Source organism: Rhizobium sp. ERR 1071, from assembly GCF_007828675.1.
In the GTDB taxonomy this organism is placed as follows: Bacteria; Pseudomonadota; Alphaproteobacteria; order Rhizobiales; family Rhizobiaceae; genus Rhizobium; species Rhizobium dioscoreae.
The window spans coordinates 916,025-930,671 of the sequence record NZ_VITM01000002.1 but is presented as its reverse complement, the minus strand read 5'-3'; the positions used below and the strand labels follow the sequence as shown (position 1 = coordinate 930,671).

Genomic DNA, 14,647 nt, shown 5'->3' with positions numbered 1-14,647 from the left:
AGGCGAGGAACGTTATCTTAGCCGCTATCTCGGCGTCTTGCCGAGTATCAAATGAGGGGCCTGTTTCAGCCTGAGCGCGATATCCGCAGTCTCGAACGACTGCCTGCGCACGTTCTCATAGTCAGCCTGGCCATACTCTTCATAGCATTGCCGAACCAGAGCGAAGAAGCGCTCCCTGAGATCGAACGGCAATTGCGGGTAGATCCAATCGAGCAAATCGAACTTGCTGCGAAGGAACCACTGGTAATAGGCCTCTTTCATCCGCGGCAGGCGCGCAAACAGCGCTTCCACCTCCGCAAACGCCTTGAAGACCTCGAACCGCTTTTCGGTGAAGACATTAGTCAGCTGCGCCCTGTCCTGATAGACGCGGTGGCCGATGAGATAACGATTCATCATGCCGATCTTCCGCGCGTGCAGATAGATATGCCAGTGAGCATAGATATCGTTATGGACGCGGGTCTCCGAGAAGCGGAGACCCGTTTCCCGACATAGCCTGGCGCTCACGATCTTGTTCCAGGGGAAATTCACGGTGAACAGCAATCGCCCGCACTGGTCGAGCGTAAAAACGCCTATGTCGGTATCGCCGACCAGCTCCCGCCAGGCATCATTGTCGATCGGCAGCATCGGATCGAGACGACCGTTCCTCTCGGTGACGTAGCGATAGCGAAACACCATCACATCGCAGGCATTGGCTTCCATGTGATACACGACTTCATCGATCGAGCGATGCGCTACCATGTCGTCGGCGTCGAGAAAGTAATAATAGTCGCCGTGGGCGGCGGCCATGCCGGCATTCCGGCTGTATCCCGCCCCGCCATTTTGTGGATTGCGCAGCAGGCGCACCCGCTGATCACGCTGAGCATGTCGCTCGACAATCATCGCGGTGGCATCGGGAGACATGTCGTCGACGACGATCACCTCCAGGACGTCACGATTTTCCAGAACCGCGGCAATCGTTTCACCGATGGATTCCTGCGCCTTATAGGCGGGAATGATGACACTGACTTTGCTCACAGGGTCTCCTGATACTGACATGGACGCCAAACCCTGGAGGTATTGGTTGATCCATGTGCCTCGGGCTATCCGGCCATCTTCGAGGAAGAGGCAACCTCGAAAACGGCAATCGCTTCCCGCCGGGATTACGGGATGCGCTGACCGGAGCATAAAGAGCGGAACTTGCACTGAACTGGAGCATGGGCAATTCCCCCAATCGGATCGCTCAAAACTCTCCAGCCCCGCGAAAGCAATCCCGCTTATTCATGGATCAAAGTCCGCGCATAGAATCGCGCTGATGCCTCGTGGAGAATATCGATGTCTTCTGCCCAAGTCCCCGTCCTTTCGGTCTGCGTTCCGACCTATAACCGTCAGTTCATGCTCGAGCGGAACGTCAATTTCCACCTGGAAGAGTTTCGCCGACTGGGCCTCCCTTTCGAAATCGTCATTGTCGACGATTGTTCGACGGATGAGACCGCAGCCTACATTCAGTCGATCTCGCATCATCCGGAAATCAGCGCCTATCGCCGGGCGCGCAATTCCGGTTTCATCAGCAACTACGCTTTTGCGATGCAGAGAGCCCGCGGCCATTACGCGGTTTTCCTCGGCGACGACGATTTGCTGATCCCGGAAAAAGTCGTCGAATATCTTCGTATCATGGTGGACGACAAGAATATCGGCATGATCCAGGCGCCGTGGCTCCTCGTCGATGGCAGGCCTGGCGGCGGCGATATGGAACCCTTCTATCACCTCTCCTATCCGACGCGTCACGCCAAGGGTGATTTCCGCTCGATGCTGGAATTCATTCTCGACCGTCACATCTTCCCCGAATTCATGATCATCCGGCGCGACGTTCTGTTGAAATCAATTTCCAGCCCGACGCCGTTCATCTTCTGGGCATTCCTCTATACGACCCGTGCATTGGACAAGGCCGACGTGCTGTTCATGCCGGAGCCTTTCGCGCGCGTGACCGCCGTTTCAGACGATCCGCGCCTGCAGCAGGGCAACAAGGAATGCATGTTCCAGTGGGATACCTATAGAGGCGGCCTCGAATACCTCGCCTCGCAGGCGCTGCGCGATAACCGCTATCCGCCTGACTATCGCGGCTCGCTGATGCCTCGCATCACCGAATTCATGCTGCAGCGTCAGGCGGTCGCCATGCGCCTGCATGTCAACGCGCAGAACTGGGTCGAAGCCTATATCATGTATCACCGCATGGCGGCCTACCTGCCGACGCCATTACCGCCGGAATCCTATGATCAAATCCGCAAGCTGGCAGGCATCTCCACCGCCGCGACGGAAGCGATCGCCTTCAATGGCGAACCCGTCATCATCGAACCGATCATCGACGATGCCACGATCAACCTTCTCCCGCAGTCGATCCGGCAGCATCTCTCGAGGGAAGCGCCGCAGACCGGCAGCTATGGCGGCAGTCCAAGGGCCTTTCTCCGCTTCACCGAGGATTTCCCGGCCAATCCGGGTCCGAAGGACGGCCTGTTCAGCATCATGACCTATATCGATCAGTTCGTCTGAAATTTGGTGGCTATAGCCGAGGGCTCCGCGATGCAATGCGGAGCTCTTCGCGTTTCAAGTGCTCGTCAACCCGGCAGCATTTCCGTCACTGCGATGATCGGCCCGAGCGGAAACAGGCTGTCGCGCCTTTGCCATTCCGGGATATCGAGGCTGGAGATGCTGCCATCGAGAAACAGCGCATTCGGACATTTCAACTCGTCGCGAAATAGCGTCGCAAAGTCGTGGAAACGCACCGCGCCATCGGAAATGGCGAAGACGACCTTGCCGTCTGAGGTAACACCCACGCCGTTTCGTGTCTTCAAGCTCGGACTATCCGCCAGAAATGACGGATGAAGCCTGCCGCTGATGACCAGCATCGGGCCGGACTGCGTCGCATAAAAAGGTTTGATGCCGGAAGCTGCGAAGGCCTTGCTTTCCATGATCCCGGCCTTGCCCGCCCCGAGATAGAAGACCCCGTTCGGCAGGAGATGAAAGTTACCCCAGCCCTTGTTGGTGTTGATCGCCTTCACCTCACGTCCATTCTCGACGAAGAGACCCACGGGAGACTGGTCGTCGAGATACATGCCGCCATTCATGGCGAAGCGCACATAGATGCGATCCTGACGCAGATCATTTTCCAGGGCACGGAAAGAGCCATAAGGTTTGCCGTTGCGATCGTTCTGAAAAATCTGAATGTCGTCGCTGACCGCATCGAAAGTGCAGACCGTATAGCCGTCCCCAAGATGCTGGACCTTGCGACAGGCTTCGCCGGCCGATGCGGTGGCGGCAAAGGCAAGAACGGCAAGAATGACCATCAATCGAATCAAGCGCATAGCCCCGCATGAATAACACAGGCTTCAGAACGCATCGCAATGCGGCGAAACAAGGAAGGCGTGAGACCTAAAGCTGGAGTGCAGCCATATGGAATGCAAGCTGTTCGGCGGGGTAACGATAGCCTGCCCCGACCGGGCAGGCATTGCGTGCAAGACAGCCACCGGCCATGCAGCCGGCTTGCCCTTGTGATGTGCGCAAACGCGACCGGCAGCCTGGAAGATCAAAGCCGGCTGCCGTTATCGCCCCAACGGGACAGGCGGCAAGACAAGGTTTCTCCATGCATAGATCGCATGGATGCGGAGAAAACGGCGGCACCTCCGTTCCTTCCAGCGCATCGGCAAATCCCAATGCGCCGCGATATCCGTGCCACAAACCATAGTCCGGATGGATCAAGATGCCGAGCGGTGACGCTTTCAAGCCCTCGGCCTGCATGGCCCATCGCTGGAACGGTTGCCAGGGAGGATCCGAAGGAAAATAGGTAGTGGCCGCTAGCCCGCTTGCAACCGGCCGGATAATCGCCTTCGACCAGTCATCAAGGGGATTCTTGCGCGTCCTGTTGACGGGCATATCCAGCCATTTCGAAAACGCCGGCCAGATCGAGCCGCCGATATTGCCCAGCAGCACGACACCGCGTGCAGGCGTGCCATCCGTCAGCAACGGCCCCTCGCCTTCATGGAAGGACAAGCTGCCACGAACGAAAACTCCGTGAACGCCGAGCGTCGCACGGAGCTGTTCGAAGATGGCAGGGCCGCGGCTCACCGCGGCCCCTTATATTCATAGTGCGGCCGCCAGACTTCCTTCTGGATGAGATCGGCAACGCGTGTCGCACCGCCTTGCTCCCTGGCGGCCTCGGGCTCTCTTCAGGTGAAGGCGTCCGGCATCGAGTCCTTGCGCTTCTGGATATAGGCGAGAAGAGCCTCGTCGATGGCCGGATCGAGCGGCGGCGCTTCGTAATGATCGAGCCAGGAACGGCAAAGCGCGTTGGCCCGCTGCTCGATGCGTTTCTGACCTTCGATCTCCCACTGCTCGAAGGAGTTGTTGTCGGCGAGCGGCGAGCGATAGAAGGCGGACTGGAAATTCGCCTGCGTATGGCCGCAGCCGAGATAGTGGCTACCCGGTCCGACTTCACGGATGGCATCGAGCGCCTGGCCATTTTCCGAGAGATCCACGCCTTCAGCCATCTTCTGCATCATGCCGAGCTGGTCCTGGTCGATCATGAATTTCTCGTAGGAGGAGACGAGACCGCCTTCCAGCCATCCGGCCGCGTGCAGCACGAAATTCGTGCCGGCCAGCAGTGTCATGTTCAGAGTATTGGCGGATTCGTGCGCGGCTTGCGCATCCGGCACCTTGGAAGCGCAGAGCGAGCCGCCGGTGCGGAACGGCAGACCGAGGCGACGCGCGAGCTGTGCTGCGCCATAGGAGACAAGCGATGGCTCCGGCGTGCCGAACGTCGGGGCGCCCGACTGCATCGAAATGGATGCGGCGAAGGTGCCGAACAGAACAGGCGAGCCCTTGCGGATCAGCTGCGTGAAGGAAGCGCCGGCCAGCACCTCGGCCAGAATCTGCGTCAGCGTGCCTGCGACCGTCACGGGGCTCATCGCGCCCGAGAGAATGAAGGGAGAAACCACCGAAGCCTGATTGTGCCGCGCATAGACCTTCAAGGCGCCGAGCATCGTTTCGTCGAACACCATCGGCGAATTGGCATTGATGAGGTTCAGCGTTACACAATTGTTTTCAACGAAATCGTCGCCGAACACGATCTTTGCCATAGCGATCGTATCTTCTGCACGCTCCGGCGCGGTGACTGAGCCCATGAACGGCTTATCGGAATATTTGATATGGCTATAGACCATATCGAGATGGCGCTTGTTGACCGGGATATCGACAGGCTCGCAGACCGTGCCGCCGGACGAATGCATCGACGGTGCCATATAGGCGAGCTTCACGAAATTACGGAAATCCTCGATCGTCGCATAGCGGCGGTTGCCCTCAAGATCACGCACGAAAGGCGGGCCGTAGACCGGCGCGAAAATCGTCGCCTTGCCGCCGACATGGGCATTGCGGGCGCTGTTGCGCGCATGCCAGGTGAATTCCTTCGGCGCGGTCTTCAGAAGTTCGCGGCAAAGTCCCTTCGGAAAATGCACGCGCTGGCCGCGTACGTCGGCACCGGCTTCCTTCCAGAGCGCCAGAGCTTCCGCGTCATCGCGAAATTCGATGCCGATTTCCTCCAGAACCGTGTCGGCATTGCGTTCGATGAGCTGCAGGCCCTCTTCGTCAAGCACTTCATAGACGCCGATCTTACGGGTGATATAGGGGAGCGAAGGACCCGGCCCGCCGCCGCTGCGCGAAGCGCGCCGCGCTGCCGCACCCCTGCCCTCACTGCGCGAACGCCGTCCGCCGCCATCATTGCCTGCAGCCGGTTGCTCAATCATATCGTCCATGATGTTTCCTCACTCCTGCGCATGGATGCGTCTATCAGGCCCCATGCTACCTGATTCCGACAAGCGGACGTTCCTTAATGCGCCAGCAATTAGCATAGGACAGACATCGGCTGACAATATCAACTGTTCTTCGTCCGTCGCGATTGTTCCGTGCGACGTCGCATTCAAAAAGAGTTTTGGCGGCCTTCCGGTCTATCCGTAATGGCGGCAGTGTTTTATACAAGTCTCTGATGCTGCACGAAAATGGGATGGAGCGCATGTCTGACGACGAAATCATTCTCTCGGAACTTTCTGATGAAGAGCTCGTGCAGCAGATGCATGACGACCTGTATGACGGCTTGAAGGAAGAAATCGAGGAAGCGACCAATATCCTCTTGGAGCGCGGCTGGGCTCCTTACGATGTTCTGACCCAGGCGCTGGTCGAGGGCATGCGTATTGTCGGCATCGACTTCCGCGACGGCATTCTCTTCGTTCCGGAGGTGCTGCTTTCGGCCAATGCGATGAAGGCCGGCATGGCGATCCTGCGGCCGCTGCTGGCACAGACCGGTGCACCCAAGCTCGGCAAGATGGTGATCGGCACCGTCAAGGGCGACATTCACGACATCGGCAAGAACCTCGTCGGCATGATGATGGAGGGCGCCGGTTTCGACGTCATCGACCTCGGGATCAACAATCCGGTCGAAAACTACCTCGACGCCATCGAGCGCGAGCAGCCCGATATTCTTGGCATGTCGGCACTGCTGACCACGACCATGCCCTACATGAAGGTCGTTATCGATACGCTGAAGGAAAAGGGCCTGCGTGACGACTATGTCGTACTGGTCGGCGGCGCGCCACTGAACGAGGAATTCGGCAAGGCCGTGGGTGCTGACGCCTATTGCCGTGACGCTGCCGTGGCGGTGGAGACTGCCAAGGAATTCATGAAGCGCAAGCACAACAGCCTGGCTGCGGGCGCCTGATTGCAAGAAACTGAGTGCCGGCGACAATCAACGGGTTGCCGCCGGCACATTGGTATCCCAAATTAGCTATTGAGCCGCCTTCTTGACGGTATGACCGGCGTCCTCGGTTGCGTTCACCGCATTTGCGGTATCTCTGCCCATGCCACGTATAGTATTGGCGCAAGAGGCAAGCACCATGAGAACGACGCAGGCGGTGGCAATTTTCGTGAGTGTCGGTGCAGTCATGATTGGGAACCCCCTCTGAGTGGATATCGATCAAAAAAATGCGGAGAAGAACCCTCCGCGCGATAAACGCGCACAAACCCAAAAAGTTCATGTGATTGCGTGCGGGGCAATCGCGCGCGAAATACTAGCGGTCACCAGAATAAACGGGCTCGATCACATCGACCTTCACTGTCTTCCCGCAATCTATCATTCCTATCCGCAGAAGATCGCACCAGCCCTGGAAGAGGCTATTGCCGATGCGCGCGCGCGCGGCTTCGAAAAGATCTTTATCGGCTATGCCGATTGCGGCACAGGCGGCGATATCGACAGGATCTGCCAGCTTGAAGGAATAGAGCGCCTTTCCGGTCCGCACTGTTATTCCTTCTTCACCGGCAACGAGGCTTTCGCCGCGCGCGACGATGACATCACATCGTTTTTCCTGACAGATTTTCTCGCCCGCCAGTTCGAAGCCTTTGTCGTGGTTCCGCTCGGCCTCGACCGCCATCCGGAGCTGCGGGACATTTATTTCGGCAACTACCGCAAGGTCGTCTATCTCTCGCAGGAAGAAGATCCGGCGCTACAGGCAAAGGCAAGGGACGCTGCCGCCTTTCTCGGCCTGGAATACGAATATCGCTATACCGGCTACGGCGATCTTGCCCGCGAATTATTGGCCGTCTGATTACGACATCTGCGTCGGTTTTCGATCTTCCTCTTCTTTGCCGAGACCGACATGCTGGACGAGTCAAAGACATTCAATCACAGTTCGAACCCGTCCGTTTCAAAGGATAATAAGCTTGGGGGATGCTTGCAGGCGAGGTTTCGATATCGCGTCGCTTTTCGGCATGTGCCGCGTCGTGGCGAGCGCAGTCCCGAGGTCTGCCGGCGTGCATTCTGGCGTGAAGAGGAGATTTTGCGCATGGCAGATCGCATTGTCGTTTACTGGCGGGACATTCCGGCCCAGGTCATCATCAAGAAGGGCAGGCAGACGGCAAAACGCGAGCTTTCGCTGCGCTTTACCGAAGCGATCGACATGTGCGCCATGCGCACCGGCGCGGCCGAAACCGACGACTATCTGGCTGAATGGCGCAAGGCGGATCCCGTACCGGTCTCCGACGATCTCGAGGCCGAAGCAGACAAGGCAGCCGGCGAGATCGAGGCTGCCTATGATCGCGAGCGGCTGGTGGCGCTGGTGAAGGCCGGAGGCCGCGACAATGGCTGATGCCGTCCAGAAGCCTGGCAATGCCGCCGCGGGCGCAAAGGCGGCCAGCGGCGCCTACACGCCGGCCGGCGTCTCCCCTAACCGCCGCGCCCGACGCAAATATACGGTCCGTCTCTGGGCCGTGCGTCATTCGCGTTTTCTCGAATGGTTCTACCGTCGTTTCGCCGACACATTCCTGCTGCTTCATCCGCTGTGGAAAGCGTTCGGCTATGAGCGCGTGGAGCGCCCGATTACCTTCATCGAACGCAATGTGAAGGGCTTCCTGTTCGATTGCCGCATGTGCGGCCAGTGCGCGCTGTCGTCGACGGGCATGTCCTGCCCGATGAACTGTCCCAAGCAGCTGCGCAACGGCCCCTGCGGCGGCGTTCGCGCCAACGGCAATTGCGAAGTCGAGCCCGACATGCCCTGCGTCTGGGTGCAGGCCTGGAACGGCTCGCGGAACATGATCCAGGGCGATGCAATCTTGAAGGTGCAGAAGCCCGTCAATCAGTCGCTGCGCGAGACGTCATCGTGGCTTCGCGTCACGGCAGAGGCGGCCGCAGCCCGAGAAGCGGCGAAAAAGGAAGCCTGAGCGATGTCGCATATCGATGAAAATCCGCTTGGCGCGCATCTGCCGCTCGATCCCCTGCCCGGCCATTCTTCGCTCGGGCGGCTGGAGCGGGTGCTTCGCCGTGGCGAATTCGCCGTCACCGCCGAGCTGAACCCGCCCGACAGCGCCAATGCCGAGGATGTCTACGAGCGCGCCGCCATTTTCGAGGGCTGGGTAGACGGCATCAACGCCGTCGACGCCTCCGGCGCCAATTGCCATATGTCCTCGGTCGGGATCTGCGCGCTGCTGACGCGCATGGGCTATGCGCCGATCATGCAAATCGCCTGCCGCGACAAGAACCGCATCGCCATCCAGGGCGACGTGCTGGGTGCTGCCGCCATGGGCGTGTGCAACATCATGTGCCTGACCGGTGACGGCGTGCAGGCGGGCGATCAGCCGGGCGCCAAACCAGTCTTCGATCTCGATTGCATGTCGCTGCTCGAAACCGTGCGCATCATGCGCGACAACGCGAAATTCCTGTCCGGCCGCAAGCTGACCTCGCCGCCGAAAGTCTTTCTCGGCGCCGCCATCAATCCCTTCGCGCCGCCCTACGACTTCCGCCCCTACCGGCTTGCGAAGAAGATCGAAGCCGGAGCGCAGTTCGTCCAGAGCCAGTATTGCTACGACGTGCCGATGTTCCGGGAATATATGAAGAAGGTGCGCGATCTCGGCCTGACCGAAAAATGCTTCATTCTCGTCGGCGTCGGCCCGCTGGCATCGGCAAAGACCGCCCGCTGGATGCGCTCCAACGTACCAGGCGTCCATATTCCCGACGCAGTGATCAAGCGCATCGAAGGCGCACAGGATCAGAAGAAGGAAGGCAAGCAGCTCTGCATCGACATCATCAACGAGGTGAAGGAGATCGAGGGCGTTTCCGGTATTCACGTCATGGCCTACCGCCAGGAAGAATATGTTGCCGAAATGGTTCATGATTCCGGCGTGCTGAAGGGCCGTCAGCCATGGAAACGCGAGGCAAGCCGCACCGATGCGCTTGTCGCCGAGCGGCTGCACCAGATCAGCGAAGGCAGGGAAGAAAACCAGCAGGCGATGGCGGAGATTGCAGCCCACCATACGCCGCCGCAGGCACATTGAATTCGAGACGATAGCAGCAGGCCGGGAGAGGAACCGGTCGGCTTGTAACCCAGATCACCGCACGATAGACCAGCTATCGGGCCAACTGACCAGAGGATCAGACATGACGCGTACCATCGTTGCCTCCGCCACCCGCGAGATCATCATAGGCTTCGACCAGCCTTTCTGCGTGATCGGCGAACGCATCAACCCGACGGGGCGCAAGAAGCTCGCCGCCGAGATGATCGAAGGCAATTTCGACACCGTCATCAAGGATGCGCTGGAACAGGTCGCCGCCGGTGCGACCATGCTCGACGTCAACGCAGGCGTTACTTCGGTCAACCCGAACGAGACCGAACCGGGCCTGCTGGTGCAGACGCTTGAAATCGTGCAGGGTCTGGTCGACGTACCGCTTTCGATCGACAGCTCGGTCACGGCGGCAATCGAAGCGGCCCTCAAGGTTGCCAAGGGCCGGCCGCTGGTCAATTCGGTGACGGGCGAAGAGGAAAAGCTCGAAGCCATCCTGCCGCTGGTCAAGAAATACGACGTGCCCGTCGTCGCCATCTCGAACGACGAGACCGGGATTTCCATGGACCCTGACGTTCGTTTCGCCGTCGCCAAGAAGATCGTCGAGCGCGCCATGGATCACGGCATCAAGCCTGAGGACATCGTCGTCGACCCGCTCGTCATGCCGATCGGCGCGCTTGGCGATGCTGGCCGTCAGGTTTTCGCGCTGCTGCACCGGCTGCGCAACGAGCTGAAGGTCAACACCACCTGCGGCCTCTCCAATATCTCCTTCGGCCTGCCGCATCGCCATGGCATCAATGCCGGCTTCATCCCGATGGTCATCGGTGCAGGCATGACCTCCGCCATCATGAACCCCTGCCGCCCGCAGGAAATGGAAGCCGTGCGCGCCGCCAACGTGCTGAACGGCACGGATGCCAATTGCACCAACTGGATCATGACCTATCGTGACTACAAGCCTGCAGAAGGCGGCGTCGCAGCCGCCGCAGCAACGGCTGCCCCAGCCGGCGGTGGGCGCCGTGGCGGCCGTGCCGCGCGCGCCGGTGCGGGAGCAGCGAGGGAATAAGATGGCATCCGGTCGCGGCCTCTCCAATGATCTTGCCACGCTCTGGCTGCAGGCGCCCGTCGTGATCGGCATACGGCTGCAGCAGATGTGGATGGACGCGCTGGCCGGCAGCGTGAACGCGGCCGAAATGAACCGGATGATCTCGGAGAAGATGATGGCAGCGGCGGAAAGCGCCGTTGCCGTAAACGCAGCAATGGTGCAACAGGGTTTCGCCGCTCTGACGGCCGCAGGCGCGACAAGCCAGCGCAGCATCGCCGATGCGGTCGCTCACGCCGCGATAAAACCCTATAGCAGGCGTGTTCGCTCGAACGTGCGCCGCCTTAGCAAATAGAAAGGCTGATCCGTGGCCGAAGCCAGCGACAGCGCCAAACCTCTTGTCCTTTTCATGCCATCCGGCAAGCGCGGCCACTTCCCCGTGGGAACGCCCGTGCTGGAGGCAGCCCGTCAGCTCGGCGTCTATGTCGAGAGCGTCTGTGGTGGCCGTGCGACCTGCGGGCGTTGCCAGGTCTCCGTGCAGGAAGGCAATTTCGCGAAGCACAAGATCGTCTCGTCCAACGACCATCTTTCGCCGATCGGGCCGAAGGAAAAGCGCTATGCAGAGGTGCGCGAATTGCCTGAAGGCCGCCGGCTTTCCTGCTCCGCTTTGATCCAGGGCGATCTGGTCATCGACGTACCGCAGGATACCGTCATCAACGCGCAGGTGGTGCGCAAGGCGGCCGACGAACGCGTCATTGCTCGCGACGCGGCCGTGCATATGTGCTACGTCGAGGTCGAGGAACCCGACATGCACAAGCCGCTTGGCGATCTGGATCGCCTGAAGGCGGCAATCACGGCGGATTGGAAATACGACAATCTCGAAGTGGATTTTCACCTCATCCCGCAAGTGCAGTCGATCCTGCGCAAGGGCGAATGGAAGGTGACGGCCGCCATTCATCGCGATCAGGACAGCGAGCGCCCTCGCCTTATCGCGCTCTATCCCGGCCTGAAGAACGAAGCCTACGGCATTGCCTGTGATATCGGCTCGACGACGATCGCCATGCATCTGTCCTCGCTGCTGTCGGGCAGAACCGTGGCATCAGCCGGCGCCTCCAACCCGCAGATCCGCTTCGGCGAGGATCTGATGAGCCGCGTCTCTTATGTGATGATGAATCCTGACGGCCGCGAGGCCATGACCAATGCCGTTCGCGAAGCCTTGAACGGCTTGATCGACAAGGTCTGCGCCGATGGCGGCGTGTCGCGACAGGATATTCTGAACGCCGTCTTCGTCGGCAACCCGATCATGCATCACCTTTTCCTCGGCATCGATCCGACAGAGCTTGGTGGCGCGCCCTTTGCGCTTGCCGTATCCGGGGCCGTGCATCTGAAATCGGCCGAGATCGGCCTGCCGATGAATGCCGGCACGCGCATCTACATGCTGCCCTGCATCGCCGGCCATGTCGGCGCCGATGCGGCCGCCGCGACACTTGCCGAAGGGCCGCATCGCCAGGATGAGATGATGCTGCTGGTCGACATCGGCACCAATGCTGAAATCGTGCTCGGCAACCGTCACCGCGTCGTCGCCGCCTCCTCGCCAACCGGCCCGGCCTTCGAAGGCGCCGAAATTTCCAGCGGTCAGCGCGCCGCACCCGGCGCCATCGAACGCGTGCGCATCGATCCCGTCACGCTGGAGCCGCGCTACCGCGTCATCGGCATTGAACCTTGGTCGGACGAGCCAGGCTTCGAAGAAGCCGCCGCCAAGGTCGGGGTCACCGGCATCTGCGGCTCCGCGATCATCGAGGTTGTCGCTGAAATGTTCCTCACCGGCATCATCTCGGAAGATGGCGTCGTCGACGGCGCCATGGCTGCACGCTCGCCGCGCATCCTGCAGAACGGCCGCACCTACTCCTACCTGCTGCGGGACGGCGAACCGCGCATCACGGTCACCCAAAACGATATTCGCGCTATCCAGCTTGCCAAGGCAGCGCTTTATGCCGGCGTCAAGCTGTTGATGGACAAGCAAGGCATCGATCATGTCGATCGCATCGGCCTTGCCGGCGCCTTCGGCACTTTTATCGATCCGAAATATGCGATGGTGCTGGGGCTTATTCCCGATTGTGAACTCGACAAGGTCAAGGCCGTCGGCAACGCCGCCGGCACGGGCGCGCGCATGGCTCTGCTCAACCGCGGCCATCGCCGTGAGATCGAGGAAACTGTCAGGAAAATCGAGAAGATAGAGACGGCGCTTGAATCAAAATTTCAGGAGCACTTCGTCTACGCCATGGCGCTGCCGAACAAGGTCGATAGCTTCCCGGAACTCTCGAAGGTCGTGACCTTGCCGAAGCGCAAGCAGATCTCCGACGATGGCGGAGAAGGCGGCGGCCGCAGGCGTCGCCGCAGCCGCGAGTAAGAAAGCAATTTGTCCAAGAGATGATTGGCCGCGCGCTACGCGGCCATTTTGCGTCCGATCTCGACAAAGGCCTGGCGAATGCTGTCTGCCACCGCCTTCATGGGCCCGGTCATCTGTGAAGCAGTCAGCAGACGAATGTCGAAGGACGTCAGTTCCGGCAGTCCTTCATTCGGCCCGAGGATTTCCATATCATCCGTGATGTAGGAGCGCGGGAATGGCGCGACGGCAAGATCGGAGACGATTGCGGCGCGCTGCGCCATCGTATGGGCACTGAGATAGGAAACGCGATAGGCGCGTTTCTGCCGCTCCAGCTGCGCCAGGGCTTCCGAACGCCAGATGCAGCCTTCCTCCCAGATGGAAATCGGCAGCGGATCGCGGCGGTAGGCCGTGCCGCACTTGGCGCCGGCCCAGACGAGGCGCTCCGTAAAGATAACCTCCCCTTCGGTTGGGAAAGGCCGCGTGGCGCAATTGATCAGCGCGAGGTCCAGCCGCTGCTCCTCGATGCGCTTCTTCAGCTGGATGCTCATATCGACAACGACATCGACCATGATGCCAGGATAAGTCTCGGAAAAGCTCTTAAGGATGGTCGGCAGCAAGCGCTCGCCAATATCGTCAGGTGCGCCAAGCCGCACCACACCGCTGAGCTCGGGCATGATGAAGCGCGAAACCGCCTCGTTGGAGAGTGCCAGTATATTGCGCGCATAGGAAAGCAGCATCTCGCCGTGCTGCGTCAGACTGACCGAGCGCGCATCGCGCAGGAACAGCGTCACGCCGAGCTGCTCTTCCAGCTTCTTGATCTGCATCGAAACAGCTGACGGCGTGCGAAAGACAGCATCGGCCGCAGTCGAAAAATTCCCCGTTTCCGCAATCGCGACAAAGGTACGCAGAACTTCATTGTCAAGCAACGGTATGGGCCGGCGGAACGGTACGGTCATATCGATTACCTTTCAATTTTTCTGATCATAAACACCATATCATTTCATTTGTCTGAATGTCAACGAAGCACCATATTAGACCTAATGGAAATTCATCGCAGACAGCCTCGAAGGAGTAAAATCATGGCTGGCACGGCATTGGACGAGGCCTCTCGCCTTCTCTCTCTCATACGCCTCCGCAAAATTCAGCGGATGGCACAGCACACACTCGACGAGATTGCCGCCCGCTTTCCCGCTCATCTGATCGATGACGTCAATGCGCGCGGCCTCCCGCCGGATCGTACGTTGTCCGTGCTGGAGCGCAAACCCAGCAAGCTCCGTTCGTTCAAGAATACTAATGGCAGCTATAAGATCTATTCGTTTGATTGATGGGTCTGCCGAGCCCATATTAAACCCGTGACATTTTGAACGGTT

16 protein-coding genes are annotated in these 14,647 nt (G+C 59.7%); 10 read left to right on the top strand and 6 right to left on the bottom strand.

Going from position 1 to position 14,647, the window contains the following annotated elements; genetic code table 11:
- Nucleotides 1–24: 24 nt before the first annotated feature.
- The gene (locus FBZ99_RS09830; protein ID WP_162748865.1) at nt 25–1,014 is read right to left on the bottom strand and encodes a glycosyltransferase family 2 protein; all 990 of its coding nucleotides are present in this window, start codon (nt 1,012–1,014) and stop codon (nt 25–27) included.
- Nucleotides 1,015–1,311: 297 nt separating this feature from the next.
- Between FBZ99_RS09830 and FBZ99_RS09825 the strand changes: the two genes are divergently transcribed.
- Nucleotides 1,312–2,526 carry a glycosyltransferase family 2 protein gene (locus tag FBZ99_RS09825; protein ID WP_145632735.1) on the top strand — a complete coding sequence of 405 codons (1,215 nt, stop codon included), beginning with the start codon at nt 1,312–1,314 and terminating at the stop codon, nt 2,524–2,526.
- 65 nt (nt 2,527–2,591) lie between these two features.
- Here the strand turns inward: FBZ99_RS09825 and FBZ99_RS09820 are convergent, their stop codons facing one another.
- The 3 genes from FBZ99_RS09820 to FBZ99_RS09810 form a co-directional block, all read right to left on the bottom strand.
- Complete coding sequence (locus FBZ99_RS09820) at nt 2,592–3,320, bottom strand: phosphodiester glycosidase family protein (protein WP_173002454.1); 729 nt, start codon at nt 3,318–3,320, stop codon at nt 2,592–2,594.
- Nucleotides 3,321–3,405: 85 nt separating this feature from the next.
- A complete protein-coding gene (locus tag FBZ99_RS09815; RefSeq protein ID WP_113354544.1) occupies nt 3,406–4,098 on the bottom strand; it encodes a 4Fe-4S dicluster domain-containing protein in 693 nt (230 codons plus the stop codon).
- A 101-nt stretch (nt 4,099–4,199) separates the two neighbouring features.
- Entirely contained in the window at nt 4,200–5,780 is a 1,581-nt protein-coding gene (locus tag FBZ99_RS09810) for a trimethylamine methyltransferase family protein (protein WP_069613167.1), read from the bottom strand.
- A gap of 257 nt (nt 5,781–6,037) precedes the next feature.
- Between FBZ99_RS09810 and FBZ99_RS09805 the strand changes: the two genes are divergently transcribed.
- Nucleotides 6,038–6,739 carry a corrinoid protein gene (locus FBZ99_RS09805; protein ID WP_069613213.1) on the top strand — a complete coding sequence of 234 codons (702 nt, stop codon included), beginning with the start codon at nt 6,038–6,040 and terminating at the stop codon, nt 6,737–6,739.
- 66 nt (nt 6,740–6,805) lie between these two features.
- Here the strand turns inward: FBZ99_RS09805 and FBZ99_RS09800 are convergent, their stop codons facing one another.
- Nucleotides 6,806–6,964 (bottom strand): entericidin A/B family lipoprotein, encoded by a 159-nt coding sequence (locus FBZ99_RS09800; protein WP_047632875.1) that lies wholly within the window; start codon nt 6,962–6,964, stop codon nt 6,806–6,808.
- Nucleotides 6,965–6,983: 19 nt separating this feature from the next.
- On the opposite strand from FBZ99_RS09800, the gene FBZ99_RS09795 reads away from it, so the two are divergent.
- The 7 genes from FBZ99_RS09795 (at nt 6,984) to FBZ99_RS09765 (ending at nt 13,298) form a co-directional block, all read left to right on the top strand.
- Nucleotides 6,984–7,622 carry a DUF1638 domain-containing protein gene (locus FBZ99_RS09795; protein ID WP_162748864.1) on the top strand — a complete coding sequence of 213 codons (639 nt, stop codon included), beginning with the start codon at nt 6,984–6,986 and terminating at the stop codon, nt 7,620–7,622.
- 237 nt (nt 7,623–7,859) lie between these two features.
- Nucleotides 7,860–8,162: a virulence factor gene (locus tag FBZ99_RS09790; protein ID WP_113354543.1), complete on the top strand. Its 303-nt coding sequence runs from the start codon at nt 7,860–7,862 to the stop codon at nt 8,160–8,162.
- A complete protein-coding gene (locus FBZ99_RS09785; RefSeq protein ID WP_113354542.1) occupies nt 8,155–8,733 on the top strand; it encodes a methylenetetrahydrofolate reductase C-terminal domain-containing protein in 579 nt (192 codons plus the stop codon). The genes FBZ99_RS09790 and FBZ99_RS09785 overlap by 8 nt, the downstream gene beginning before the upstream one ends.
- 3 nt (nt 8,734–8,736) lie before the next feature.
- Nucleotides 8,737–9,843, top strand: coding sequence for a methylenetetrahydrofolate reductase (locus FBZ99_RS09780; RefSeq protein WP_113354541.1), 1,107 nt, complete (start codon nt 8,737–8,739; stop codon nt 9,841–9,843).
- A 103-nt stretch (nt 9,844–9,946) separates the two neighbouring features.
- Nucleotides 9,947–10,912, top strand: coding sequence for a methyltetrahydrofolate cobalamin methyltransferase (locus tag FBZ99_RS09775; protein WP_113354540.1), 966 nt, complete (start codon nt 9,947–9,949; stop codon nt 10,910–10,912).
- 1 nt (nt 10,913) lies between these two features.
- Nucleotides 10,914–11,243, top strand: coding sequence for a hypothetical protein (locus tag FBZ99_RS09770; protein ID WP_113354539.1), 330 nt, complete (start codon nt 10,914–10,916; stop codon nt 11,241–11,243).
- A gap of 54 nt (nt 11,244–11,297) precedes the next feature.
- Nucleotides 11,298–13,298 carry an ASKHA domain-containing protein gene (locus FBZ99_RS09765; protein ID WP_113354624.1) on the top strand — a complete coding sequence of 667 codons (2,001 nt, stop codon included), beginning with the start codon at nt 11,298–11,300 and terminating at the stop codon, nt 13,296–13,298.
- 35 nt (nt 13,299–13,333) lie between these two features.
- On the opposite strand, the gene FBZ99_RS09760 is transcribed toward FBZ99_RS09765, so the two are convergent.
- Complete coding sequence (locus FBZ99_RS09760) at nt 13,334–14,233, bottom strand: LysR family transcriptional regulator (RefSeq protein WP_145632733.1); 900 nt, start codon at nt 14,231–14,233, stop codon at nt 13,334–13,336.
- 192 nt (nt 14,234–14,425) lie between these two features.
- On the opposite strand from FBZ99_RS09760, the gene FBZ99_RS09755 reads away from it, so the two are divergent.
- The gene (locus tag FBZ99_RS09755; protein ID WP_246661091.1) at nt 14,426–14,602 is read left to right on the top strand and encodes a hypothetical protein; all 177 of its coding nucleotides are present in this window, start codon (nt 14,426–14,428) and stop codon (nt 14,600–14,602) included.
- Nucleotides 14,603–14,647: the final 45 nt, after the last annotated feature.

What these genes read in the sequence shown, in the direction of transcription:
- FBZ99_RS09790 (WP_113354543.1), top strand. Translation starts at nt 7,860, where the DNA reads ATGGCAGATCGCATTGTCGTTTACTGGCGGGACATTCCGGCCCAGGTC.
- FBZ99_RS09760 (WP_145632733.1), bottom strand. Translation starts at nt 14,233, where the DNA reads ATGACCGTACCGTTCCGCCGGCCCATACCGTTGCTTGACAATGAAGTT.
- FBZ99_RS09775 (WP_113354540.1), top strand. Translation starts at nt 9,947, where the DNA reads ATGACGCGTACCATCGTTGCCTCCGCCACCCGCGAGATCATCATAGGC.
- FBZ99_RS09770 (WP_113354539.1), top strand. Translation starts at nt 10,914, where the DNA reads ATGGCATCCGGTCGCGGCCTCTCCAATGATCTTGCCACGCTCTGGCTG.
- FBZ99_RS09780 (WP_113354541.1), top strand. Translation starts at nt 8,737, where the DNA reads ATGTCGCATATCGATGAAAATCCGCTTGGCGCGCATCTGCCGCTCGAT.
- FBZ99_RS09785 (WP_113354542.1), top strand. Translation starts at nt 8,155, where the DNA reads ATGGCTGATGCCGTCCAGAAGCCTGGCAATGCCGCCGCGGGCGCAAAG.
- FBZ99_RS09765 (WP_113354624.1), top strand. Translation starts at nt 11,298, where the DNA reads ATGCCATCCGGCAAGCGCGGCCACTTCCCCGTGGGAACGCCCGTGCTG.
- FBZ99_RS09820 (WP_173002454.1), bottom strand. Translation starts at nt 3,320, where the DNA reads ATGGTCATTCTTGCCGTTCTTGCCTTTGCCGCCACCGCATCGGCCGGC.
- FBZ99_RS09825 (WP_145632735.1), top strand. Translation starts at nt 1,312, where the DNA reads ATGTCTTCTGCCCAAGTCCCCGTCCTTTCGGTCTGCGTTCCGACCTAT.
- FBZ99_RS09805 (WP_069613213.1), top strand. Translation starts at nt 6,038, where the DNA reads ATGTCTGACGACGAAATCATTCTCTCGGAACTTTCTGATGAAGAGCTC.
- FBZ99_RS09810 (WP_069613167.1), bottom strand. Translation starts at nt 5,780, where the DNA reads ATGGACGATATGATTGAGCAACCGGCTGCAGGCAATGATGGCGGCGGA.
- FBZ99_RS09800 (WP_047632875.1), bottom strand. Translation starts at nt 6,964, where the DNA reads ATGACTGCACCGACACTCACGAAAATTGCCACCGCCTGCGTCGTTCTC.
- FBZ99_RS09755 (WP_246661091.1), top strand. Translation starts at nt 14,426, where the DNA reads ATGGCACAGCACACACTCGACGAGATTGCCGCCCGCTTTCCCGCTCAT.